This window comes from Serratia nematodiphila DZ0503SBS1 (assembly GCF_000738675.1).
Classification (GTDB): Bacteria; Pseudomonadota; Gammaproteobacteria; order Enterobacterales; family Enterobacteriaceae; genus Serratia; species Serratia nematodiphila.
In genome coordinates this window covers 3,126,257-3,149,316 of record NZ_JPUX01000001.1, presented here as the reverse complement: position 1 = coordinate 3,149,316, position 23,060 = coordinate 3,126,257, and the positions used below count along the sequence as shown (strand labels likewise).

The 23,060-nt window shown below is 60.0% G+C and carries 23 protein-coding genes and 1 pseudogene; 6 read left to right on the top strand and 18 right to left on the bottom strand.

Translation table 11 applies throughout. From position 1 onward, the window contains the following. Positions 1-224: 224 nt before the first annotated feature. The 4 genes from JL05_RS14490 to lysM all read right to left on the bottom strand — a co-directional run bounded on the left by JL05_RS14490 (position 225) and on the right by lysM (position 2,327). Positions 225-1,166, bottom strand: a complete 942-nt coding sequence (locus tag JL05_RS14490) for a pirin family protein (protein ID WP_033632812.1) — start codon at positions 1,164-1,166, stop codon at positions 225-227. A 105-nt stretch (positions 1,167-1,271) separates the two neighbouring features. Continuing rightward, on the bottom strand, positions 1,272-1,436 hold the full coding sequence (locus JL05_RS25590) for a hypothetical protein (RefSeq protein WP_004934557.1): 165 nt from the start codon (positions 1,434-1,436) through the stop codon (positions 1,272-1,274). Positions 1,437-1,459: 23 nt separating this feature from the next. Next, positions 1,460-1,615, bottom strand: a complete 156-nt coding sequence (locus JL05_RS25585; RefSeq protein WP_004934560.1) for a hypothetical protein — start codon at positions 1,613-1,615, stop codon at positions 1,460-1,462. Between the two features lie 265 nt (positions 1,616-1,880). Next, entirely contained in the window at positions 1,881-2,327 is a 447-nt protein-coding gene (gene lysM, locus JL05_RS14485; protein ID WP_015378169.1) for a peptidoglycan-binding protein LysM, read from the bottom strand. Positions 2,328-2,555: 228 nt separating this feature from the next. On the opposite strand from lysM, the gene JL05_RS14480 reads away from it, so the two are divergent. Both JL05_RS14480 and JL05_RS14475 read left to right on the top strand, forming a co-directional pair. Then, complete coding sequence (locus tag JL05_RS14480; protein ID WP_004934567.1) at positions 2,556-2,747, top strand: YdfD/YebW family protein; 192 nt, start codon at positions 2,556-2,558, stop codon at positions 2,745-2,747. 123 nt (positions 2,748-2,870) lie between these two features. Continuing rightward, positions 2,871-3,095, top strand: a complete 225-nt coding sequence (locus JL05_RS14475; protein WP_033632811.1) for a biofilm development regulator YmgB/AriR family protein — start codon at positions 2,871-2,873, stop codon at positions 3,093-3,095. An 82-nt stretch (positions 3,096-3,177) separates the two neighbouring features. Here the strand turns inward: JL05_RS14475 and JL05_RS14470 are convergent, their stop codons facing one another. The 6 genes and pseudogenes from JL05_RS14470 to JL05_RS14445 all read right to left on the bottom strand — a co-directional run bounded on the left by JL05_RS14470 (position 3,178) and on the right by JL05_RS14445 (position 10,988). After that, positions 3,178-4,260, bottom strand: coding sequence for a porin OmpC (locus tag JL05_RS14470; protein WP_015378171.1), 1,083 nt, complete (start codon positions 4,258-4,260; stop codon positions 3,178-3,180). A 568-nt stretch (positions 4,261-4,828) separates the two neighbouring features. Next, positions 4,829-5,812 (bottom strand): succinylglutamate desuccinylase, encoded by a 984-nt coding sequence (astE, locus tag JL05_RS14465; RefSeq protein ID WP_033632810.1) that lies wholly within the window; start codon positions 5,810-5,812, stop codon positions 4,829-4,831. Between the two features lie 10 nt (positions 5,813-5,822). Then, positions 5,823-7,162 (bottom strand): annotated as a pseudogene (gene astB, locus JL05_RS14460) (N-succinylarginine dihydrolase). A 52-nt stretch (positions 7,163-7,214) separates the two neighbouring features. Continuing rightward, positions 7,215-8,687, bottom strand: a complete 1,473-nt coding sequence (gene astD, locus JL05_RS14455) for a succinylglutamate-semialdehyde dehydrogenase (RefSeq protein ID WP_033633638.1) — start codon at positions 8,685-8,687, stop codon at positions 7,215-7,217. Next, a complete protein-coding gene (gene astA, locus JL05_RS14450; RefSeq protein WP_004934585.1) occupies positions 8,687-9,721 on the bottom strand; it encodes an arginine N-succinyltransferase in 1,035 nt (344 codons plus the stop codon). The genes astD and astA overlap by 1 nt, the downstream gene beginning before the upstream one ends. Positions 9,722-9,773: 52 nt before the next feature. Further along, entirely contained in the window at positions 9,774-10,988 is a 1,215-nt protein-coding gene (locus JL05_RS14445) for an aspartate aminotransferase family protein (RefSeq protein WP_015378175.1), read from the bottom strand. A gap of 666 nt (positions 10,989-11,654) precedes the next feature. Here JL05_RS14445 and JL05_RS14440 point away from each other — a divergent pair. Further along, on the top strand, positions 11,655-12,629 hold the full coding sequence (locus JL05_RS14440) for an alpha/beta hydrolase (RefSeq protein WP_033632809.1): 975 nt from the start codon (positions 11,655-11,657) through the stop codon (positions 12,627-12,629). A 2-nt stretch (positions 12,630-12,631) separates the two neighbouring features. On the opposite strand, the gene JL05_RS14435 is transcribed toward JL05_RS14440, so the two are convergent. The 6 genes from JL05_RS14435 to JL05_RS14410 form a co-directional block, all read right to left on the bottom strand. Beyond that, entirely contained in the window at positions 12,632-13,600 is a 969-nt protein-coding gene (locus tag JL05_RS14435) for an ABC transporter ATP-binding protein (protein ID WP_004934594.1), read from the bottom strand. Next, positions 13,590-14,576, bottom strand: a complete 987-nt coding sequence (locus tag JL05_RS14430; RefSeq protein WP_033632808.1) for an ABC transporter ATP-binding protein — start codon at positions 14,574-14,576, stop codon at positions 13,590-13,592. The genes JL05_RS14435 and JL05_RS14430 overlap by 11 nt, the downstream gene beginning before the upstream one ends. Further along, positions 14,573-15,523 (bottom strand): oligopeptide ABC transporter permease, encoded by a 951-nt coding sequence (gene opp4C, locus JL05_RS14425; protein ID WP_004934600.1) that lies wholly within the window; start codon positions 15,521-15,523, stop codon positions 14,573-14,575. The genes JL05_RS14430 and opp4C overlap by 4 nt, the downstream gene beginning before the upstream one ends. Before the next feature lie 4 nt (positions 15,524-15,527). Then, a complete protein-coding gene (locus JL05_RS14420; protein ID WP_004934604.1) occupies positions 15,528-16,484 on the bottom strand; it encodes an ABC transporter permease in 957 nt (318 codons plus the stop codon). A gap of 48 nt (positions 16,485-16,532) precedes the next feature. Beyond that, complete coding sequence (locus JL05_RS14415; protein WP_050501248.1) at positions 16,533-18,188, bottom strand: ABC transporter substrate-binding protein; 1,656 nt, start codon at positions 18,186-18,188, stop codon at positions 16,533-16,535. A 187-nt stretch (positions 18,189-18,375) separates the two neighbouring features. Further along, positions 18,376-19,794 (bottom strand): aminotransferase-like domain-containing protein, encoded by a 1,419-nt coding sequence (locus JL05_RS14410; protein WP_033632806.1) that lies wholly within the window; start codon positions 19,792-19,794, stop codon positions 18,376-18,378. Positions 19,795-19,938: 144 nt separating this feature from the next. On the opposite strand from JL05_RS14410, the gene JL05_RS14405 reads away from it, so the two are divergent. From JL05_RS14405 to JL05_RS24895, 3 genes are read left to right on the top strand one after another with little or no spacing between them, the layout of a single operon-like run. Next, positions 19,939-21,339, top strand: a complete 1,401-nt coding sequence (locus tag JL05_RS14405; protein ID WP_004934615.1) for a cytochrome ubiquinol oxidase subunit I — start codon at positions 19,939-19,941, stop codon at positions 21,337-21,339. Between the two features lie 2 nt (positions 21,340-21,341). Further along, positions 21,342-22,349, top strand: coding sequence for a cytochrome d ubiquinol oxidase subunit II (gene cydB, locus JL05_RS14400; RefSeq protein ID WP_033632805.1), 1,008 nt, complete (start codon positions 21,342-21,344; stop codon positions 22,347-22,349). Positions 22,350-22,363: 14 nt separating this feature from the next. Next, a complete protein-coding gene (locus JL05_RS24895) occupies positions 22,364-22,516 on the top strand; it encodes a DUF2474 domain-containing protein (protein WP_004934619.1) in 153 nt (50 codons plus the stop codon). Positions 22,517-22,525: 9 nt separating this feature from the next. Here the strand turns inward: JL05_RS24895 and JL05_RS14395 are convergent, their stop codons facing one another. Then, positions 22,526-22,792 (bottom strand): hypothetical protein, encoded by a 267-nt coding sequence (locus JL05_RS14395; protein ID WP_033632804.1) that lies wholly within the window; start codon positions 22,790-22,792, stop codon positions 22,526-22,528. Beyond that, positions 22,789-23,013, bottom strand: coding sequence for a hypothetical protein (locus JL05_RS14390; RefSeq protein ID WP_004934623.1), 225 nt, complete (start codon positions 23,011-23,013; stop codon positions 22,789-22,791). Before JL05_RS14390 ends, JL05_RS14395 begins: the two co-directional genes overlap by 4 nt. Positions 23,014-23,060 lie beyond the last annotated feature (47 nt).

Here is a 23,060-nt window from a genome sequence, read left to right as displayed (position 1 = left end):
TAAAGTACCTGACTCATAATGACCTCACTGACATCTGACTGACGGGAGACAACCTGACTTCCTGAGGATTATCCTAAACTTCTTCTCACTGTCGTTATATGCGCCAGATCACTTTTCCGCCGAGAAACCTTATATTGTCGTAAAGCTGGAGCCGCGATCACATTAATTACGCCTTATTAGAGCGAAATAAGCCGAATAATCGCGGCGATTATATCCTAACGCTATCAAACATCGTTCCAGGGCAGGCGCGGTGCGGTCATGCGCTCACCAGAATAACCGCTAACCGGCGGGAAACGCGGCGCGCCTTGTTCCCAATCATGCTGAGCCCGAGTAATTTCAGCCTTGGTATGGCCAACGAAATTCCACCAGATAAGGATCTCTTCGTTTAATGGCGCCCCACCGATGAGTAATCCCCGGCTCCCCTTCCGTGCATTTAACCCAATAGAGTTATTCTTTATGCCCAAATAAGCGAATTCATCAGGTGAAAAGGTTTCATCATTAAGTTCAAATGCACCAATAAGGGGCAAAAAGCCGATTTCATAATCATCGCGCAACGGCAATTCGATTCTTGCCGCTTCTTCCCATTCCAGATCAATGGCGATTAATGGCGAAAGAGTGAACACCGGTGAACGATACGCGCCAAATTCCCCGACCAACAAACGATGATTCACGCCGTTATTCTGCCATTGCGGCAAGTCAGGATAATGATCGAAGCGTGGCGCCATGTCGGCATGTTCGGCCGGCAGCGCGATCCATAATTGCGCAGCATGCAATCGCCGTTGCTCACCCACCGACTGTTCCGTATGCGCAATGCCGTGCCCTGCGGTCATCAGGTTAACCTGACCCGGGCGAATCACCTGCTCACTACCAAGGCTGTCTCGGTGCAGCACCTCACCTTCTATCATCCAGGTGAACGTTTGCAGCCCGGTGTGCGGATGCGGCCCCACATCCATGCCGGGTGAAGTGCCGTTGAATACCGTCGGCCCGGCGTGATCGAGAAAACACCAGGCGCCGACGGTGCGCCGCTCCCGGGTTGGCAACGCGCGGTTGATCGGAATGCCCCCCACTTCGGCGTTACGCACGGCAATACGTTGTATCTGGCGCACGCCGTCAACGACGGGGCACTCGCGTGAAGGTGAAGAGAGCGTAGGACGTGGCTGACTCATCGCAAAGACCTCCTGAATGGCGCCGATTCGCCAAGGGTAACCGCCCAAGCTTAACACAGGACAGCTCCCCCGCAGAGCGGCGACGTGCAGGCACGTTCGCGCGGTTCAGGGGGCTTTGATATAGCAGCTCTTGATGTCTATATCGTCATGCGCGTGCCTGAGATCGGAGAAATAGGTCACGCCAAAGAGAATTGATACCACCAGCAGCACGGACACCAACAGGCCGATGATCGCCAGCAGTTTGGTTTCATCATGGAGATTAGGCTCCATTTTATCTCCCCTAGTTAATCGCGTCAGGTCACCCACAGCGTGACCGCCAGCGTAAAGATAATCAGTGAGCAGGACGCCACCGCCAACACGACGATCGCAAATTGCGCATCACCCAAGGTTTCTCGATAATTTTTATCCGTTGAGGCGTTACGCTCTTGTTTCACTAAATCGGTTTTCACTCGTTCAACTGCTGCGTTGCTGTTTGGCGGGGCAAAACATCCCCTCAGAATAAGGCGCCAACGTCGCTGACTTGGTCGCTCCGGCCTCAACCGGGGGATGACGCTATCAATTTTCCCCATCAGGGTCAACACCGCGCCTGCCGGTGAGCGAGCAAGTACACAGGGGAGATGTCACTGGCATGGAGATCGCAGGGAAATAAGAGACGCCGATTGCAGAGGACAAAAAAAAGCCCGGTACGTAACCGGGCCAGGGTAGACCGACGCGTTATTGCGGGATACGCAACACCTGCCCCGGATAAATCTTGTCCGGGCTCGACAGCATCGGCTTGTTGGCTTCGAAAATCTTGTTGTACAGATTGGCGTTGCCATACATCTCTTTAGAGATCGCGCTCAGCGTATCGCCCTTCTTCACGGTATAGAAGCGGCTCTCGGCGTCGGATTGCGCTACCGCCACCTTGTCTTCCACACCGCTGATACCCGCCACGTTGCCGATAGCCACCAGGATCTTCTCTTTTAACTCCTGGCTGACGGCGTCGCCGGTCACTACGGCTTTACCATCGACCACCTGCACATTCACTTTGTCAGTGCCCGGCAGGCCGCTCTTATCGAGATGCTCCTTGAGTTTGGCGCTTTGATCTTCGGCGGAGGCATTGCCGGTGACTGTATCCCACAGTTTTTCGCCCGCTTCTTTGACGAAGTTAAACAAGCCCATATTCACTCCTTTTGATGGTTGCAGTAATTCGTTTAAGTAAGGCTTGTTAAGCTTAGCATCGACAAAAGGATATGCCATCCGCTCACGGCGTCAGAAACGGGTAGAGTATTCCGAAAGTGTCGTCAGCGGCGTTTCCATGGCGACTTATCGTGCAATGATGCTGAAAAATCGCGCTTTTCTACCTACACTGTTGCAGACAAGGCAACTCGACGAAGGAGGCGTGCGACGATGTACGCATTGGTGATGTTTGTCTGTTATCTGGATGGCGGCTGCAGTGAAATGGTGGTCGATATATTGCGCGACGAGCCGCAATGCCTGGTCGCGATGAAGGAACAGAACTTGCGACACGCCGGCTGTTATCCCATGGAAGAGTTTATCGACGGCTTCTGGTTGCCAGCCAGCGAATATTCGGATTTTTAACCTCCTCCCCGCGCAATGCTGAGGAATTTCTGATTTCATCGGAAACTTCGTCTTCCTCTGAGGCATAAGGCCGCTGTTTTGCTAAATTGCGGCTCCCGAAGAAGAGAGAGACAGAGAAAGGTCATGCCAGCATCGGCTCATTCCAACGAGCAATATGAAACTCTGCTGCGCGACGTCAGCCTGGCGTTAGGCGACGCAGTGTTGCAGTTAATCCAAAACCATAAAAAGGTATCCGGCGGCAATATTCTTTCGCAGCTGGTGGACGAAATAGAGCGTGAGCAGGATCAGCAACGTTTCATCGCGCTGCGTTCCGCCATTGAACTGATCGGGCTGGCACCCAAAGGCTGAGATCCCGATAAAACAAAGGCAGGGCTTGCGCCCTGCCTGATTACCAATCCCGACACAGGATGAAGGTAATGAAATTGCAGAATTAGAAACGATACGTCAGGCTGACGGCAACGATATCATCGTTGGCCAGTTTCAGTTTGTTATCGTCGCTCAGCTGGTTGATTTGATAATCGACGTAGGTGTACATATTTTTGTTGAAGTAGTAAGTCGCCCCCACTTCCACGTATTTCACCAGGTCGGCATCACCGATCCCTTCGATATCCTTGCCTTTGGACTGCACGTAGGCCACGGAAGGACGCAGGCCGTTCTCGAATTGATACTGAGCCACAACTTCGAAGTTTTGCGTTTTATTGGCGAAGCCGGAAGTGCCGTTGACGCTGATCGGCGTCATGTTACGGGTTTCGGCATACATCGCAGCCAGGTAAACCTGGTTGGCGTCGTATTTCACCGCGGTGGTCCAGGCGGTAGCGCTGTCACCCTTGCCATACTGCAGCGCTTTCTGAGCGCTGGTGCGGTTGGAATCGGAGAACGCCGCCGCTACGCCGATGCCGGAACCGCCGATATCCTGGTAGTCCAGAGACAGGCCGTAACCGTCGCCGTTTTGCTTGGTCACGCTGCGGCCGTCACCGTCGTTTTTACCCTGATACTGCACCGCCAGGTTCAGGCCCTCCACCAAACCGAAGAAATCACGGTTGCGGTAGGTGGCCAAACCGTTGGAACGGGCGGTCATAAAGTTATCGGTATAGCTGTAGGAATCGCCGCCGAATTCCGGCAGCATGTCGGTGTAAGCCTCGGCGTCATACACCACGCCGTAGTTACGGCCGTAGTCGAAAGAACCGTAGTTGCCGAATTTCAGCCCCGCGAAGCCCAGACGCGTTTTGGTGCCGGCGGTGCCCTGCGCTTCGTCGTGATTGGCCTGGACGTTGTATTCCCACTGGCCGTAGCCGGTCAACTGGTCATTGATTTGCGTTTCACCTTTGAAGCCCAGGCGAACATAGGTCATATCACCGTCGTTGGACTTACTGTCGCTGAAATAATGCTTGGCGTTAACGCGGCCGTACAGGTCGAGTTTATTGCCATCCTTATTGTAGATTTCAGCCGCGTTGGCGAAGGAGGTGATCGCCCCGAGGGCGACAGCTAAGGCTAATACACTGCGTTTCATCATTTATTTTCCTAGATATTATAATTAGAACCCTGCCCGTCACGCCCAATTTATAATTTGGGCTGTGATTTTATCTTTTGGTATTTTATGAGCTCCCCTAATGCAGGGGTGATGTGACATTAGCATCATGAATCAAAACTTAAAATCAAAAAGTTCATGAAACAACGAGGAGAAAGCATGTTTATTTGTAACCGAATGTGTCAACAAAGAAATCACTCAACTCATTGAATATAAGAATTTTTTATCACATAAGTTATAACCAAAACGGTGCATAGCACCAAAGTGGTGCAAATCGGTTTCGTTTTGCGTGCTTTCTGCGCGATTCAAAAGTAACAACAATATTAGCATGGTTATTAAAAACGTTACTTATTTCACATTTTTATCTTAACAAACTCATCAGGCAATTAAGGCTTTCAGATAACGACCCGACACTGCCTTCTATTCATTCGCATAAAGACGCGGATTAGTGACGAATAAAATTCGCCTTACGGGAATAAAAATAGCGGGAAATAGCAGATTAAAATAATGAAAGGAATAACGGCGGCGCGCTGACGGCGCCACCGTGGATAAATCAATACAGCGTAGAGCGGGAAACTTCGCTCAACAACATACCGGCACGCAGGCCCAACGCCACGCTGGGGTTAGGGAACAGTATCCACGCCCCCTCCTGGCCCACGCGATAGTCCTCCTGCGGCTGCTCGCACAGCAACATGCCCGGTTGCAGTTCGGTGAAGTTGGCCGTGTCATCGTCCAGATGCAGTTTGAAATCTTCGCTGTGCTTGATCAACGAGTGCATCACACGGAAAACCCGAATCTCGGCGCCCGCACGCGTCGGCAGCGCCCCTTCGCTGACCGCCGCCCGCAGAGCGCGATCGATGGCGGCGAACTGCTGCAGATCGTTGCTGCCGAACGGCCGCGCCTTGCCCAGCTCGAGCGTACAGCTCGCCGCATTGAGATGTTCGCTGGAGTAATGGCTAAAAGTCCCGCCCGGCGCACTGTGTACCACCAACGCATCCAGATCGGCGGCATCCAGCAGCTTCAACATCGGCTCACTGTACGGGCGTTTCTGAAAGGGCAGAATGCCGAAACGTGGCAAACGCGATTCACGGATGGCGGTGTGCAAATCGTAATGGAAACGCGCCGCCTGCTCCCCATCGAAAAAGGCGGCGAGCGCACGCTCCAACTGCTGCGCGCGCACGGTTTCGCCGCTGGCGGCGAAGTTGCGGTAGCGGCCGCCGAACATGCGGTTCATATCGCTGTGCAGATAACGCTTGCCGGCCCGCATCGCCGCCGGGTTGCCCAGTACCACCAACAGTCGCACCGTCAGCGGCAACCGGCCGGCAAGGAGATCGCCGACCAGTTGATTGAGCAGTTCAATCGGCGCGGTTTCATTGCCGTGCACGCCCGCCGACATCACCGTCGCCTGGCGGTAAGGCTGTCGCGGCGTAAGCTCCAGCACCCCTTCCCCCTGCCAGCGCCACCGCAGCTGCGGTGTTTCACCTTGCCATTCGACGGGTTCGTTCCCTTCCAGCGTCAGGGGCAGTAGATCGATCATGCTGCCTCCCTTAGCGTTGGAACGGATAAATGGCGCCGAGACCGAGGATCGACGTCAACGCATCCAGCGCCTCGCGCCCTTCGCGCAGCAGCAGCGGATCGGCCAGGTCATCCTGCGTCAGGCGATCGCGGTAATGACGATCGACCCACTCGTTCAAGGTTGCGAACAGCCGATCGTTCATCATCACGCGCGGATTGACCGCTCTCAACTCTTGTTCGTTGAGCGCCACCCGCAACCGCAGGCAGGCAGGGCCGCCGCCGTTGCGCATGCTTTCACGCAGGTCGAACACGCGGATTTCATCGATAGGGCCGCCGCTGCCGACCATGTCGTTGAGGTAACGCCACACGCCGGCGTGCTGACGCGACTCCTCCGGCACGACGATCATCATCTTGCCGTTCGGTTTGGTAAGAATTTGGCTGTTGAACAGATAGGTCGCCACCGCGTCCGCTACCGAGACGCGCTCTGTCGGCACTTCTATCGCTACCAGCTCGCTGTCCAGCGTCGCCATCTTGCGGCGCACTTCATCCAGCGCCTGTTGCTGGCGGTAAAACGCCTGCTGATGATGGAACAGCACGTTCTGGTTGCTGACCGCAATCACGTCGTTATGGAACACGCCCTGATCGATCACCGCCGGGTTTTGCTGCACGAAGACCGTATGCTGTTCATCCAACTGGTGCAGGCGAGCGATCGCCTCGCCGGCTTCACGCGTCTGGCGCGCAGGGTAACGCGCCGGCGCCGTTTCGCCGCCAAACTCCTGACGACCATAGACGAACATCTGCACGCTGCGCTTAGCGTAATCACCGCCCAGACGGTTATGGTTGGCCGCCCCTTCGTCGCCGAACAACGCCACCTGCGGCAGCGCCTCGTGGTGGGCGAAATGCCGATCGTCGCTGAACATCGCCCGCAATACGGCGGTGGTGGTTTCCGCTTCGATGGCGCGGTGGAATTTGTTGTTCAGGTTGGCGGCGGTGAAGTGCACCTTGCCGTCGGCGCTGTCCGCCGAAGGCGACACGGTGGCCGCATTGGCGGTCCACATGCACGACGCCGAGCTGAGCGCCGACAGCAAGCGCGGCGACTGACGCATCGCCTGCGCCAGCACCGTCTCATCGCTGCCGCTGAAACCCAGGCGACGCAGCATCGGCAAATGCGGCCGCTCCTGCGGCGGCAAGACCCTTGCTGGAAACCGAGATCGGCCAGCGCCTTCATTTTCAGCAAACCTTGCTTCGCCGCCAGCTTCGGGTTCGATACGCTGTTTTGATGCTGCGTCGACGCCTCGTTGCCGAACGACAGCCCGGCATAGTGGTGCGTCGGCCCCACCAAACCGTCGAAATTGACTTCATATCCTGACATGTTTATCCCCTGGGGATAGCGTGCGGCAGCGCCATCGCGCCGCCGCAGACGATTAACGGAACGACAAGCCCGGCGATAGCGTCGCCGGCAGCGACAGGCTTTCGCTTTCCAGCGAAGCCATCGGCCAGGCGCAATAGTCCGCCGCATAGAAGGCGCTTGGGCGATGGTTGCCGGAGGCCCCCACGCCGCCGAACGGCGCCGCGCTGGACGCCCCGGTCAGCGGCTTGTTCCAGTTGACGATGCCGGCGCGCGCTTCCAGCAACAGCCGCTCGAACAGCTCGCGCTGCGGCGAGACCAGTCCCACCGACAGGCCATAGCGCGTCTGGTTGGCGAGCCGCAGGGCCTCGTCGAAATCGCGGTAACGCACGATGGTGGTCAACGGCCCGAAATACTCTTCGTCCGGCACGCCGGCCACGCCAGTCAGATCGATGATCCCCGGGCTGAGCAACGAGCTGCCCGGTTCCAGCAGGCGCAGGGTCAGCAGCGATTTGCCACCCAGCGCCAGCAAGCGCTGCTGCGCTTTCAGCATGTTTTCCGCCGCGGCAGCCGACACCACCCCGCCCATGAACGGCTGCGGTTCGGCATCCCAACGGCCGACGCGCAGTTCGCCCGCCACCTGAACCAAACGCGCGATAAAGGCATCGCCTTCCGCCCCTTGCTTCACCAGAATGCGACGCGAACAGGTACAGCGTTGACCGGCGGAGATAAATGCCGACTGGATAGCCAGGTTGACCGCCGCGTCGCGATCCTCGAAACCGTCGACGATCAGCGCATTGTTGCCGCCCATCTCCAGCGCCAGGATCTTCTCCGGCTGCCCCGCCAATTGGCGATGCAGGTGATAGCCGGTGCCAGCGCTGCCGGTAAACAGCAGACCGTCGATATCCGCACTGGCCGCCAAGGCTTCGCCGGTTTCCCGGCCGCCCTGCACCAGATTGATCACCCCGTCCGGCAGACCGGCCTGCAGCCACAGTTTCAGGGTCTCCTCGGCGGTCAACGGCGTCAGCTCGCTCGGCTTGAACACCACGCAGTTACCGGCCAACAGCGCCGGCACGATATGGCCGTTCGGCAGATGGCCGGGGAAGTTATAAGGCCCGAATACCGCCAGCACGCCGTGCGGACGATGGCGCAACACCGAAGCGCCGTCGGCCATCGCCGTCTGGCTAAAACCGGTGCGCGCCTGATAGGCCTGCAGCGAAATGCCCACCTTGCCGATCATCGCCTGAATTTCGGTCAGCGTTTCCCAACGCGGCTTGCCGGTCTCGCGGCTGATGGTTTCCGCCAGCGACTGCTTGTGTTCCTCCAGCAAGGCGGCGAAGCGTGTCACCAGCTGTTCGCGCTGCTCGAACGGCGTGCGCGCCCAGGCGGGGAACGCGGCGCGCGCGGCTTCGCAGGCGGCGGCGACGTCGGCGGCGTCGGCGGCGTTGGCGCGCCACAGCGGCTGATTGCCGACCGGGTCGGTCTTGCCGAACTCAGCGCCGCGGCCCTGCCGCCAGACGCCATTAATCAACAGAGCAGGATGGGACATCATGCTTTCTCCTGTGCAATAAGGGGGAGCACCCGCACCGGGCTGCCCTGCTCGACGCCCAGCGCCGCGGCGGTGGCGGCGTTGATATGCAGGCGGTCGTCATACAGATCGGCATTGACCAGCAGTGCGCGGTAGTTCTGATAGTTGTCGTTGGCCACCAGATGCACCGGCGCATCGGCGCGCATCGGCGTGTCATCCAGTACCACTTTCACCAGGCGGCTCTGCTTCACCGCACGGATGTGGTCGATCTCGGCTTCCAGCGTCGGGCCGCCGTCGAAGATATCGACGTAGCCCTGATAGCTCAGGCCTTCCGCCTCCAGTAGGCGGCGCGCCGGCAGGGTTTGTGGGTGCACCTCACCGATCACTTTCTGCGCGTCTTCGGCCAGGAAATCGACATACAACGGATGTTTCGGCATCAGCTCGGCGATAAACGCCTTTTGCCCGGTGCCGCTCAGGTAGTCCGCCTTGGCGAACTCGATGGAGAAGAAACGGTGACCGACGCTCTCCCAGAACGGCGAACGGCCGTTTTCATCGGAGAAACCGCGCATCTCGGCTATCAGGCGCCGGGAGAAGCGTTCACGGAACGCGGCGATAAACAGGAAACGCACCTTCGACAGCAGCTTGCCGTTCTCGCCGTGGCGATAATCCGGATCGAGGAACAGCGTACACAGCTCCGAATGGCCGGTATGGTCGTTGCTGAGGAACAGCGTCGGCACCGATTTATAGACGTTCAGCTGTTTGGAGGCGTGCACCTGCGTGCCGACGCGGAAGCTGTACCAGGGTTCCGCCAGGCCAACGGCCACTTCGATCGCGCAGACCCCCACCGCCTGCCGGCGCTCGCTGTCTTCCAATACGAATAAATAACACTGGTCACTTTGCGGAAGTTCGCCTTGCCAGGTTTTTAACGCCCGCTCAATGCGCGCCGACAAGGTATCTTCATTCTGCGGCAGTGAAGTGAGACCGATGCCGGATTTACCGGCAAGCGTCAGTAAATCCGCCAGATCGCGACGCTCTATAGGGCGAATAATCATCATAATGCGAACCTCTTCTGAATCAGGCTGCGCCGGTGAAGGCGCAGCCCGCTGATTAGCTGCAAATGCGCGCCACGGCGCGCGCGAATCGCGCCAGCCCCTCTTTCACATCCTGCTCAGGGATGATCAGCGACGGCGTGAAACGCACCACGTCCGGACCGGCGATCAGCGCGATAACGCCTTCTTCGTTGGCCAGTTGGGTGATCTGCTTCGCTTTGCCAGCATAGTCTTTCTTCAATTGGCAGCCGATCAGCAAACCGCCGCCGCGGATCTCGGCGAAGATCGGGTACTGACGGTTGATATCGTTCAACCCGTCGATGAACCACTGGTGACGTTGTTTGACGCCTTCCAGCACTTCCGGCGTGTTGATGATGGAGAACACTTCCCCCGCCACCGCCGTCGCCAGCGGGTTGCCGCCGTAGGTGGTGCCGTGGGTGCCGACGCCCAGCGTTTTCGCCAGCGCATCGGTGGTCAGCATCGCGCCGATCGGGAAGCCGCCGCCCAGCGCTTTGGCGGTGGTCAGCACGTCCGGCACCACGCCGTACTGCATGTAGGCATACAGATGGCCGGTGCGGCCGACGCCGGTCTGTACTTCGTCGAAGATCAGCAGCGCGTTGTGACGATCGCACAGTTCACGCAGCCCCTGCAGGAAACTGGCCTCCGCCGGCAGCACGCCGCCCTCACCCTGAATAGGCTCGACGATCACCGCGCAGGTGCGATCGTTGATAAGCTCGGCCGCTGCGGCCAGATCGTTATACGGCGTATGGGTGATGCCGCCCGGCAGCGGCGCAAAATCCTGCGAATATTTCGGCTGGCCGCCGGCGGAGACGGTGAACAGCGTGCGGCCGTGGAACGCGTTGTTGAACGCCACAATCTGATCTTTACCGGCGCCGTGCTGATCGTGCGCGTGCTTACGCGCCAGTTTCAGCGCCGCCTCGTTGGCTTCTGCACCCGAATTACAGAAGAACACCTTGTCGGCGAACGTGGCGTCGATCAGTTTTTTGGCCAGACGCAGTACCGGTTCGTTGGTATAGCCATTGCCCAGATGCCACAGTTTGCCCGCCTGTTCCACCAGCGCCGCCTTGACCGCCGGGTGCGCATGGCCCAGCGCGTTAACCGCGATGCCGCCGGCGAAATCGATGTAAGACTTACCCTGCTGATCCCACACCTGCGATCCTTCGCCACGCACCAGAATAAAATCGGCAGGGGCATAAACCGGGACCATCCAGTCATCGAAAGACTGGCGGGTAACTGCGATTGGCTGTTCCATAGTGACCTCATAATCTCAGCAAAGGCTGAATTTTGACTGTAAGGGCCGCTCAAGCCCGGTTAGACCGCCACAATGCAAAAAAACCGTTGTTCAAAACCGACTTTCGCGGCGGAGAAAATGCTGTCCCTTACCGCTGATTTAGAAACAAATCTGTTACATAAAATCGGTTTTTCACTATTTATGGCGTATATCCGGTCCCTGAGCGGGGAGTAAATGTTAACGAGCAGTTAAAATACATGTCGTTTGATAAAGAGTGTAGAGCAGCTATCGTGCCAAAACGGGATTTTTGCCGGATTTGGCTATTTTTTACGTTAAAACAACGGCTTATAATGAATATTTATTCATTTTCTATGCATTGGTAATGCATAAATTAAAAAATAAGGCCTAAAATCATCATTGCGTGCGAAATCCTATTCAATTACGAAAAACTTCAGGATTTCTGATCGGGCTCGCAAAAATAATTTCCCCCAATTTGCTCGCTATCACACTTTTTGCCCCCATCGGGTGCAGCGGCGCGCCAGCATGGTGCAACGCGGCAGCGACGCAGAGGCGCCACCCGCCATACTCGCGAAAAAGGAGCCGCGCTGACCGCGGTTCCTGCTTTGTACGCCAGCGACTACACTGTGATCCTGACCGCCCCTTCTCTTCTGCGCACAAGGAGCCACCATGCCCAAGAAAACCGTCGATCTCAGCCAGCCGCACGCCCAACACGACATCCGCGCGTTTCTCGACGCGCTGAATGCCGGTGGCGGTAAACCCATGGAGCAGATGAAGCCCAAAGAAGCGCGCAAGGTTTTGGAGGACGTGCAACGCAGCGTCGAGGTGCCGCTGCGCGAGGTGGAAATCAGCGAGAAAACCATCCACGTTGAGGGCCAGGATATTCTGCTGCAGTTGGTGCGGCCGGCCAGGGTCAAAGAGAAGCTGCCGGTATTCATGTTCTTTCACGGTGGCGGTTGGGTGCTGGGCGATTTTCCCACCCATGAACGGCTGGTGCGCGATCTGGTTTACAGCTCCGGCGCGGCGGCGGTATTCGTCAACTACCCACGCTCCCCGGAAGCGCATTATCCTCAGGCGATCAATCTGGCCTACGCCGCCACGGAATGGGTGGCCGAGTACGGCGAAAAAATCAACGTCGACGGTTCACGGCTGGCGGTGGTCGGCAACAGCGTCGGCGGCAATATGGCAGCGGTGGTCAGCCTGATGGCCAAAGAGAAAGGCATACCGGCATTGCGTTGCCAGATCCTGCTGTGGCCCGTCACGCACGCCCACTTTGATACCGATTCCTATCATCAGTTAGCCGAAGGCCATTTCCTGACCCGCAACATGATGAAGTGGTTTTGGGACAGCTATGCGCCCGATAAGGCGCAGCGCAAAGAGATCTACGCCTCGCCGCTCAACGCCACGCCGGAACAGCTGCGGGGCTTGCCGCCGGCGCTGGTGCAAATCGCTGAGCTGGACGTGCTGCGCGATGAGGGCGAAGCCTACGCGCGTCTGCTTGACGCCGCCGGCGTCGAGGTCACCGCCACCCGCTACAACGGCCTGATCCACGACTACGGCCTGTTGAACCCGCTCGCCCACGTCCCGGCGGTGCATTCGGCAATCCACCAGGCCGGGCGCGCGTTGAAGCACTACCTGTCCTGACGCTAACCGACCAGGTGGCAAGCCACCTGATGACCGGGCGCCACGCTGCGCAGATGCGGCGCCTGTTCACGGCATTGCGCCGTGGCCAGCGGACAGCGGGGATGGAAACGGCAGCCGCGCGGCGGGTTGGCGGGATTGGGCGCTTCTCCCCCGGCCACCCACGCCGGCGAACGGTGCGCATCCAGCGTCGGCACCGCCGCCAACAAGGCCTGCGTGTAGGGATGCAGCGGTTGGCGAAACAGCGAATCGCGGTCGGCGCTCTCGACGATCTGCCCCAGATACATCACCGCCACGTCCTGGCACAGATGCTCCACCACGCCGAGATCGTGCGAAATAAACAGCAGCGTCACCCCCTGCCTTTCCTGCAAATCGGAAAACAGATTGATGATCTGCGCCTGAATCGACACGTCGAGCGCCGATATCGGTTCATCGGCGACGATAAATTCCGGTTGCAGGATCAGCGCGCGCGCGATGCCGACGCGCTGACGCTGGCCGCCGGAAAACTCATGTGGAAACCGCCCGTAATGCTGCGGCGACAGCCCGCAGATCGCCAGGGTATCGAGCACCCGTTCGCGCAGTTCCGCCTTGCTTGCCAGGCCATGCTGCAACAGCGCTTCGCCGATGGCGTCGCCCACGCGCAGACGCGGATTCAGCGAGCTGTACGGATCCTGAAACACCAGCTGCATTTTCGGCCGCAGGGCGCGCAGCGCGTCTTTGCTGAGGCTATCCAGCGCCTGCCCTTTGAACATCACCTCACCGGCGGTTTTATCGTGCAGGCCGAGCAGCGTGCGGCCGACTGTGGTTTTGCCGCTGCCGGACTCGCCCACCAGCCCGAAAACGCGGCCCTTGCGAATGCTGAAGCTGACGTCGTCCACCGCCTTCAGTTGGCCGGTGGTTCGCCCGAACAGCCCGTCGCGCAGCGGGAAATATTTCTTTAATCCTTTCACTTCCACCAGGGGTTCAGTCGACATGCAGGCGCCCTCCGGCGTTGAGGAAGCAGGCGGATTGGCGCTGCTGAGTCCCGTACAACGGCGGGATGCCGTCGCGGCAGCGCGCGGTGGCCTGCGCGCAACGCTCGGCAAACGCACAGTGTTCAGGCAGCCGCGCCAGATCCGGCACCTGGCCGGGAATGGAGTACAAACGGCGACGCCGCTGCCCCGGCACCGGCCGCGAGGCGATCAGCCCCTGAGTATAAGGGTGCCGCGGTTCGGCCAGCACTTCCCGCGTCGTTCCCTGCTCGACGACGCGCCCGGCGTACATCACCGCCAGCCGATCCGCCATTTGTGCGATCACCCCAAGATCGTGGGTGATCAAGATCATCGCCATATTGTGTCGCCGGCTCTGCTCGCGCAGCAACGCTAGGATTTGCGCCTGTACCGTGACGTCGAGCGCCGTGGTCGGTTCATCGGCGATCAGCAGCGCCGGCCGGCACCCTATCGCCATGGCGATCATCACGCGCTGCAGCATGCCGCCGGAAAGCTGGTGCGGGTAGCAGCGCATCAGCGCCTCCGCGCGCGCCAACCCCACTTCCTCCAGCAGTTGCACCGCCTGACGCCAGGCCGCTTTTGGCGACAGGGCCAGATGACGAATCAGCGGCTCCAGCAGCTGTTCGCCGAGCGTCAGCACCGGATTGAGCGCGCTCATCGGCTCCTGAAAGATCATCGCCAGCCGGTTGCCGCGCAAATCTGCCATTTGCGCCGCCCGCAGCGACAGCAGGTTTTGCCCTTCAAAACGAATCTCACCGCCGTCTACCTGCGCCAGCGGCTGCGGCAACAGCCCCATCAGCGCCATGGCGGTCACGCTTTTGCCGCAGCCCGATTCGCCGACGATCCCCAGCGTTTGCCCGGCCTGCAGTTCCAGGCTGACCTGCTGCACCGCCCGCACCGGCCCCTGCTCGCCCTGAAACGACACCGACAGTCGGTCGAACGCCACCAGAGGTTGACTCATCGTGTTACTCCGTTCATTTTCGGATCGAGCGCGTCCCGCAGGCCGTCGCCCAGGATATTGATCGCCACCACGGTGACGAAGATCGCCAGCCCGGGCGGCATCCACAGCCAGGGCCGGCGCTGAAAGTCGATCAGGCTGTTGGCGGCGTCCATCATGTTGCCCCACGACGGCGTCGGCGGCACCACGCCCAGCCCGAGGTAACTCAGCGCCGATTCGCTGAGAATGGCGTTGGCCACCGCCATGGTAGCCACCACCACCAGAATCGGTACGGTGTTGGGCAGCAGATGGCCGAAGAGGCGTCGCCGAGTGGAGAGACCCAGCACCTCGGTGGCCAGCATGAAATCCCGCTCGCGCAGCGACAGGATCTGGCCGCGCACCAGCCGCGCCAATGACGGCCATCCCAACAGGCTAAGCATGATCATCACCATGTAGATGCGGTAGTCCGGCGACACGTCGAGTTCGGTCAGCATCGCGCCCATGATGATCAACAGCGGCAGGCCGGGAATGGTCATCAGCAGATCGGCGAAGCGCATGATCAGCCGGTCCGCCACGCCGCCCAGATAACCGGAAAGCGCCCCCAGCACGTAGCCCAGCGTCACCGACAGCAACATCGACACCAGGCCGATGGTCAGCGATATCCGCCCCGCCAGCAGCAGCCGGGTGCAGATATCGCGGCCGAGAAAGTCGGTGCCCAACCAGTGCGCGCCGCTCGGCGCCTGATTGATATTCAGCACATCGCCGGCATCGTCGCGCCACGGCGACAACGACGGCCCAATCAGGCACAGCAACGCCAACAGCACCAGCAACGCCAGCGAAATCATCGCCGGCCGGTGGCGGCGCAGCCGCCGCCAGGCCTGCGCCGCGGGCGGTGGCGACAGTTGCGCCAGCGCCGGCAGTTGCGCCTGGCGCCAGCGGCGACGGCGGCCGAAAAACAACGTAGCCAACATCGTGTTACCTCAAGCGAATGCGTGGATCGGCGTAGGCGTACAGAATGTCCGCCAGCAGATTGCCGAGAATGGTCAAGGCGGCCAGAAACAGCGTGAACCCCATCAATACCGGGTAATCACGCGCCGCCAGCGAATCGATATGGATGTGTCCGGCGCCCGGCCAGTTGAAGATTTTTTCGGTGATCAGCGCGCCGGAGAACAATCCCGGCAGCTCGAACCCCAGCAGGGTGATGATCGGCAATAGCGCATTGCGCAGCGCGTGTTTGAGGATCACCGTTTTCTCCCTGAGCCCTTTGGCGCGCGCGGTGCGAATATAGTCCATGCGGATCACCTCCAGCATGCTGGCGCGGAAATAGCGCGTCAGGCTGCCGGCCTGCAACATCACCAGCGCCAGCACCGGCAACAGCAGGTGCGCCGCCACCTCCAGCGCCCAGGCCAGCCCGCTCGCCTCGCTGCCGGTGCGCAGCATGCCGCCCGCCGGCAGCCAGTGCAGATCGACGGCGAACCATTTGATCAGCAACAGGCACAGGAAGAACGTCGGAAACGACATGGCGGCGAACACCGCCACGGTGATCAGATGATCGAACAGCGAATAGGGTTTCATCGCCGAGATCACCCCCACCGCCAGCGCGATGCCCCAATACAACACCATCGCCACCGCCGCCAGCAGGAACGAATTCCAGATGTATTGGTTCAGCAGCGTGCTGACCGGGATCTGGTACTGCAGTGAAAAGCCGAGGTCGCCCTGCAGCAGCCGGCCAAGCCAGTGCAGATAGCGGCTGAACAACGGCTGATCCAGCCCGTACAGCGCCCGCAGCTCGGCGGCGCGTTGCGCGGTCAGATTGATGTTGCCGTCGATAAAATCGCCGGGCGCCAGGGCGAAAATGCAAAAAATCAGCAAGGAAGCCAACAGCAGCATCGGGATCGTCTGCAGCAGGCGGCGCAGGATAAAATTTCTCATCGCGGGTTCCATCGCCGCCGCCCGGAATGGCGCGGCGGCGTCAGGGCGTTACGGCGCCGGTTTGACGTTCGGCAGGCTGCCGACCAATCCGTTGTAGATATCCGGTTTAAAGCCGGTGACGCGCGCGCTGCTGGCGCTCAAAATCTCGCGGTTGCCGAGCAGGATCACCGGCGGATCGTCCGCCAGCGCCTGATACAGCTGATGGTACAGCGGCTTACGCTGCGCGATATCCAGCGTGGCATTGGCTTTGGCGATCAGCCCGTCCACCTGAGGGTTGTGATAGCCGGTCTCGCTCTCGCGGCTGATGAAATCGCGTACGCCGTCGTGCGGATCGTTCAGCGTGCTGGTGCTGAGAGACGCCAGGTCGTAATTGCCCGCCTTGCGCTGCGCCAGCAGCGCGTTGAAATCCAATACCTGCGGTTTCAGCACCACGCCGAGCCGGCGGTAGTTATCCTTGGCGATCGGCACCAGCGCGTCGTTGATCAGCTTTTTGGTCACCAGCAGCGTCAGCTCCAGCTTTTTACCGTCTTTCTGCCGGATGCCGTCAGCGCCCACCTGCCAACCGGCCTCGTCCAACAGCTTTTTGGCCTTATCGAGATCGTAAGCGTAAGGATTGATGCCGTTCGCGTCATAGGCCCAGGAGATCGGCGAAATCGGCTGGTTGGCGACTTTGCCGTAACCCTGATACACCACGGCGATCAGCTTTTGCCGATTCAGGCCGTAAATCAGCGCCTGGCGCACCCGTTTGTCCTGCAGCGCCGGGCGCTTGAGGTTGAAGTCGATGCGGCTGTAATCGCTTGAGCTGTAAAGGTTGATATTGGCGAAGCCGAGCAGCTTGAGCTGTTCGATATCGTCCGGCTTGGCGGTAAAGGCGTCGTAGTCGGTCTCACCGGTCTGGAACAGCTGGAAGTTGGTGGCCGGGTTGGTGACGCGGTAGATAAAGCGCGCCATCGGCGGCGTACCGAGGTAGAAGTTCGGGTTGGCGTGGAAGCGGATCTCCTGCCCCGGCACGTACTTGTCGTAAATATAGGGGCCGTTGCCGAGCGGTTTGCCGTTCAAGGCGCGCACGCCGTCGAGCTTGCCCCGCTGATAGTCTTTGCCGTAGTAAGCCCGCGACAGCACCGGGCCGCCGATCAGTTGCAGCGTGGTGGCGCCCGGTTGCGTGGTGACGATCTGAATGGTGCGATCGTCGATCACCTTCAGGCCGCTGATGCCGGCGGCGGTGCCGTTTTTATACTCGGCGCCGCCCTGAATGTGCGCCGGCGTGATGTCAGTGTCGCCGTCATAGGCCGGATCGTGCAACAGCGTCAGGGTAAAGGCGATATCGTCGGCCTTCAGCGGCGAGCCGTCGCTGTAGACCAGATTCGGCCGCAGCTTGATGGTGTAGGTCAGATTATCGGGGCTGACCTGCCAGGACTCCGCCAGACGCCCTTCCGGCTTGCCCTGGCTGTCCAGGCCGATCAGGCGGCTGAAGATCACGTCGGTCACGTTCTCGTCCCAGCCGTTGGTGAACAGATACGGGTTGAAAATCCCCTGCGGTTCCGAGATGCCCGCCACCACGGTGTCTTTGCGCAGCTTGGCGGCGGCCGGCACCCGGCTGGCGTCGCTGGCCGGCGTGATGCCTTCGGCCAGCGTTTCCGCCTGCGCGCCGGCGCTCAATCCCAGCGCGCAGATCAACGCCAGCGGCGTCAACCGATAACGCAACAGTTTGTTTAGCTTGTTTTTTATTCTACTCACCCACTGCCCCTCGTCTACCCGTTGATAAAAATGTGACAAAATTTATCGCAGAGTAATGGGCGGCTGGAGGGCTGTCTAACAACGAAACCGGCATTCCATTGCCGAAAAAAGCATTATGAATTTTTCTGGGGCGAAGCGGCGTGAAAAACGCGGCTCAACCGGCCGCCGCCAGCCCCCGGATAAGTTTGGCTAAGGTTTTGATCGCCTCTTCAAAGCGATCATTCCATTCAAAAGAGGCGTTGAGACGGAAGCAGTGGTTGAAATGGTCGCCGGTGGTAAACATGCGCCCCGGCGCGATACTGATACCCCGGGAAAGGGCCCGCCGGTACAGCTCCATCGACGACAGCGCCGGATCCAGCTCCAGCCACAGGAAGTAACCGCCGTCGGGCTGGCTGACCTTCACCGTCGGCGGGAAATGGTGGGCAATCGCCTGACGCATCGCGCTTTGGCGCTGGGCCAGCAGGCGGCGCAACCGCCGCAGGTGGGTGTCGTAACCGCCGTGCAGCAGATAATCCGCCAGCGCCATCTGGGTCGGCACGCTGGTGGAAACGGTGCTCATCAGCTGCAAACGCTGGATCTGCTGCGCATAACGCCCCGCCGCCACCCAGCCGACGCGAAAGCCCGGCGCCAGGCATTTGGAAAACGACGAGCAGTGCAGGATCTGGCCGCCGCTGTCGAGCGCCTTGGCCGGCAGCGGCCGTTCGGCGCTGAAGTACAGCTCGCCGTAGACATCGTCTTCGATCAGCGAGATCAGCCGCTCGCGCAGCAGCGCCACCAGACGCTGTTTGTTGGCCTCCGGCAGGGTGGCGCCCTGCGGGTTCTGGAAGTGGGTCATCAGCCAGCAGGCTTTGATCGGATACTGCTCCACCGCCTGTTGCAACGCGTCCAGATCGATGCCGTCCTGCGGATGGGTGGCGATCGCCACCGCCTTCAGCCGCAGCCGTTCCAGCGCCTGCAGCGCGCCGTAAAACGCCGGCGACTCGATCGCCACATAGTCGCCCGGTTGGGTCACCGCCTGCAGGCTGAGGCTGAGCGACTCCATCGCCCCGGCGGTGATAACGATTTCGTCCGGCGCAACCTGCATGCCGCTCAGCGCATAACGTTGGGCAATGTGCCGCCGCAGCGCGTCGTTGCCCGGCGGCAGGTTGGCCAGCGAACTGTGCGGCGTGAACTTGCGCGCTACGCTGCTCAGCGCCCGCGCCAGCTTCGGCTGGGCGAACAGCGTGGCGTCGGGAAAGGCCGAACCGAAAGGCACGATGTCCGGATCCTTGCAGGCCTGCAGCACGTCAAAAATAAAGGCGTTGATGTCCACCTGCTCGCTCAGCAACAGTTTTTCGCCGCGCGAAGGCTGAGGCAGCGGCTGCGGACGCGCCGCCACGTAGTAACCCGACTGCGGCCGGGCGACGATCCACCCCTGGCTCTCCAGCAGTTGGTAAGACTGCACCACCGTCATCAGGCTTAATCCGGCTCGTTTGCCACTCTCGCGCAGCGAAGGCAGCTTGTCGCCCGCCCGCCACACCCGGTTCTGGATCTGTTCTCTAATCTGTTGCGCAAGCTGCTCGTATCGGGTCATAACCATTAACTGTTATATGAAAAAGTAAAATAACTGTCACTATTATAGTCACTGTACTTCGTGATTAACTTCACGCCAAGCTTTTCACATAAAAATGACAGCTATACTCAAGAGGTTAATTTATGTTCAACCCTAGGAGGCGCCATGCTGGGTCTTGATGCACTGGAACTCGCCAGAATACAGTTCGCCTTCACCGTGTCTTTCCATATCATCTTCCCCGCCATCACCATCGGCTTAGCCAGCTATCTGGCGGTGCTGGAGGGATTATGGTTGAAAACGCACAATGAAGCCTATCGTGAGCTTTACCATTTCTGGTCAAAGATTTTCGCCGTTAACTTCGGCATGGGCGTGGTTTCCGGGTTGGTGATGGCCTACCAGTTCGGCACCAACTGGAGCTTCTTCTCCGAGTTCGCCGGCAGCATTACCGGGCCGCTGCTGACTTATGAAGTGCTGACCGCCTTCTTCCTCGAAGCCGGTTTCCTCGGCGTGATGCTGTTCGGCTGGAACCGCGTCGGCCCAGGGCTGCATTTCTTCGCCACCTGCATGGTGGCGCTCGGCACGCTGATCTCCACCTTCTGGATCCTGGCCTCCAACAGCTGGATGCAGACCCCGCAGGGACACGAAATCATCAACGGCCAGGTGGTGCCGGTCGACTGGCTGAAGGTGATCTTCAACCCGTCCTTCCCGTATCGCCTGCTGCATATGTCCACCGCCGCCTTCCTCTCCTCGGCGTTCTTCGTCGGCGCGTCGGCCGCCTGGCACCTGCTGCGCGGCCGCGACACGCCGGCGATGCGCAAGATGCTGTCGATGGCGATGTGGATGGCGCTGATCGTCGCGCCGGTGCAGGCGCTGATCGGCGATGCGCACGGCCTGAATACGCTGAAACATCAGCCGGCGAAGATCGCCGCCATCGAAGGCCACTGGGAAAACCCGCCGGGCGAAGCCACGCCGCTGATCCTGGTCGGTTGGCCTGACATGCAGCGTGAAGAGACCCGCTTCAAGCTGGAGGTGCCCTATCTCGGCAGCCTGATCCTGACGCACAGCCTGACCGAGCAGGTGCCGGCGCTCAAATCCTTCCCGCCGGAAGATCGCCCCAACTCCACCGTGGTGTTCTGGTCGTTCCGCATCATGGTCGGGCTGGGCATGCTGATGATCCTGGCCGGGGTGTGGAGCCTGTGGCTGCGCTGGCGCGGCGGGCTCTATCAGTCGCGCCCGTTCCTGTACTTCATTCTGTGGATGGGCCCATCCGGACTGCTGGCGCTGCTGGCGGGCTGGTTCACCACCGAGATCGGCCGCCAGCCGTGGGTGGTGTATGGCCTGCTGCGCACCAAGGATGCGGTCTCCGCGCACGGCGATCTGCACATGAGCATCAGCCTGCTGGCGTTTATCATCGTCTATTGCTCGGTATTCGGCGTGGGCTACTCCTACATGATGCGCCTGATCCGCAAAGGGCCGCAGCCGCATGAGCACCAAGAAGACAATACCGAGGGCCGCCCGGCGCGTCCGCTGTCCGCGGTCAACGACACTCTGGACGACAGGAGCTGAACATGGGTATCGATCTTCCGCTGATTTGGTTTGTGATCATCGTGTTCAGCACCATGATGTATGTGGTGATGGACGGTTTCGATTTGGGCATCGGCATCCTGTTTCCGTGGGTGAAAGAGAGCGGCGATCGCGATCTGATGATGAACACCGTCGCCCCGGTGTGGGACGGCAATGAGACCTGGCTGGTGCTGGGCGGTGCGGCGCTGTTCGGTGCCTTCCCGCTGGCCTACTCGGTGATCCTCGACGCGCTGGCGATCCCGCTGACGCTGATGCTGATCGGGCTGATTTTCCGCGGCGTGGCCTTCGAGTTTCGCTTCAAGGCGACGCCGCAGAAGCGCCATATCTGGGATAAAGCGTTCATCTGGGGCTCTCTCTTCGCCACCTTCAGCCAGGGGGTAGTGGTGGGCGCCGTGATCAACGGTTTCCCGGTCGAAGGCCGCACCTACGCCGGCGGCGCGCTGGACTGGCTGACGCCGTTCGCGCTGTTCTGCGGGCTGGGGCTGGTGGTAACCTACGCCCTGCTCGGTTGCACCTGGTTGGTGATGAAAACCGCCGGCGATCTGCAGGCGCGCATGTATTACCTGGCGACGCCGCTGCTGGCGATCCTGTTGCTGGTGCTGGCCGCAGTCAGTATCTGGACGCCGATCGCGCATCCGGAAATCGCCGCCCGCTGGTTTACGCTGCCGAACCTGTTCTGGCTGCTGCCGGTGCCGCTGCTGGTGCTGCTCAGCGCCTGGGGTATTCACCGCGGGGTAAAACGCGGCGCGCACTACTCGCCGTTCATGCTGACGCTGTTGCTGGTGTTCCTCGGCCTGAGCGGGCTTGGCATCAGCATCTGGCCGCACCTGATCCCGCCGGCCATCAGCCTGTGGGACGCCGCCGCGCCGCCGCAGAGCCTCGGCTTTATGCTGGTGGGCGCGCTGTTCATCATCCCGATCATCCTGGTCTACACCTTCTGGAGCTACTACGTGTTCCGCGGCAAGATCAGCCATGAGCACGGCTATCACTGAGGAGGGAGGACGCTATGCAAGATAAAACGGCAGCCGCCGCTCCGGCGCCCTGGTGGAAACGCATCGGTTGGCTGGTGATCATCTGGAGCGCCAGCGTGCTGGGGCTGTTCGTGGTCGCCTCGCTGTTCCGCCTGCTGATGACTGCGGCGGGCATGAAGTCGCATTAACGCGGCGCCTTATCTGGACGCGCTGTTGGGAAAGTAAAAAGAGACCACCAGCGTGACCAGCGGCAAGGCGCCGATCTTCACCAGCTCGAACACTTGACCGAGCGCTTCGTTTTTGTCCCAATATGCGTGGGCGGCGAATACGCCCACGCTGACCGCAAATATCCCGCACAATACCTGGCGCGCCAGGCGCAGCCGCTCCATTTCGTCGAAGACCAGCGAAGGATCCAAATACAACCTTTCAGCATCGAGCTGCGGGCGCTCATGTTGCGGCTTCATGGAAAAATCCCCACCACCACGGCGACTGCCTCCAGCCCCTCGTCGCTTTCACGCACGATACCGAGGCGGGAACCATCCTGTTTCATCCACTCACGGTCGGCAATCGTCATCAAAGCAAACGCCAGGCGTATGACGTCGGTTTTGGCCATCCCGTGACGCCGGGCAATATCGTTCAAACTGTCGTCGATTTCATTGGATAACCGAATCGGTAAACTCCGCATACTCCACCTCCTGTGGCCATTGATTCACCGGGAGAAAGTCTACTGGA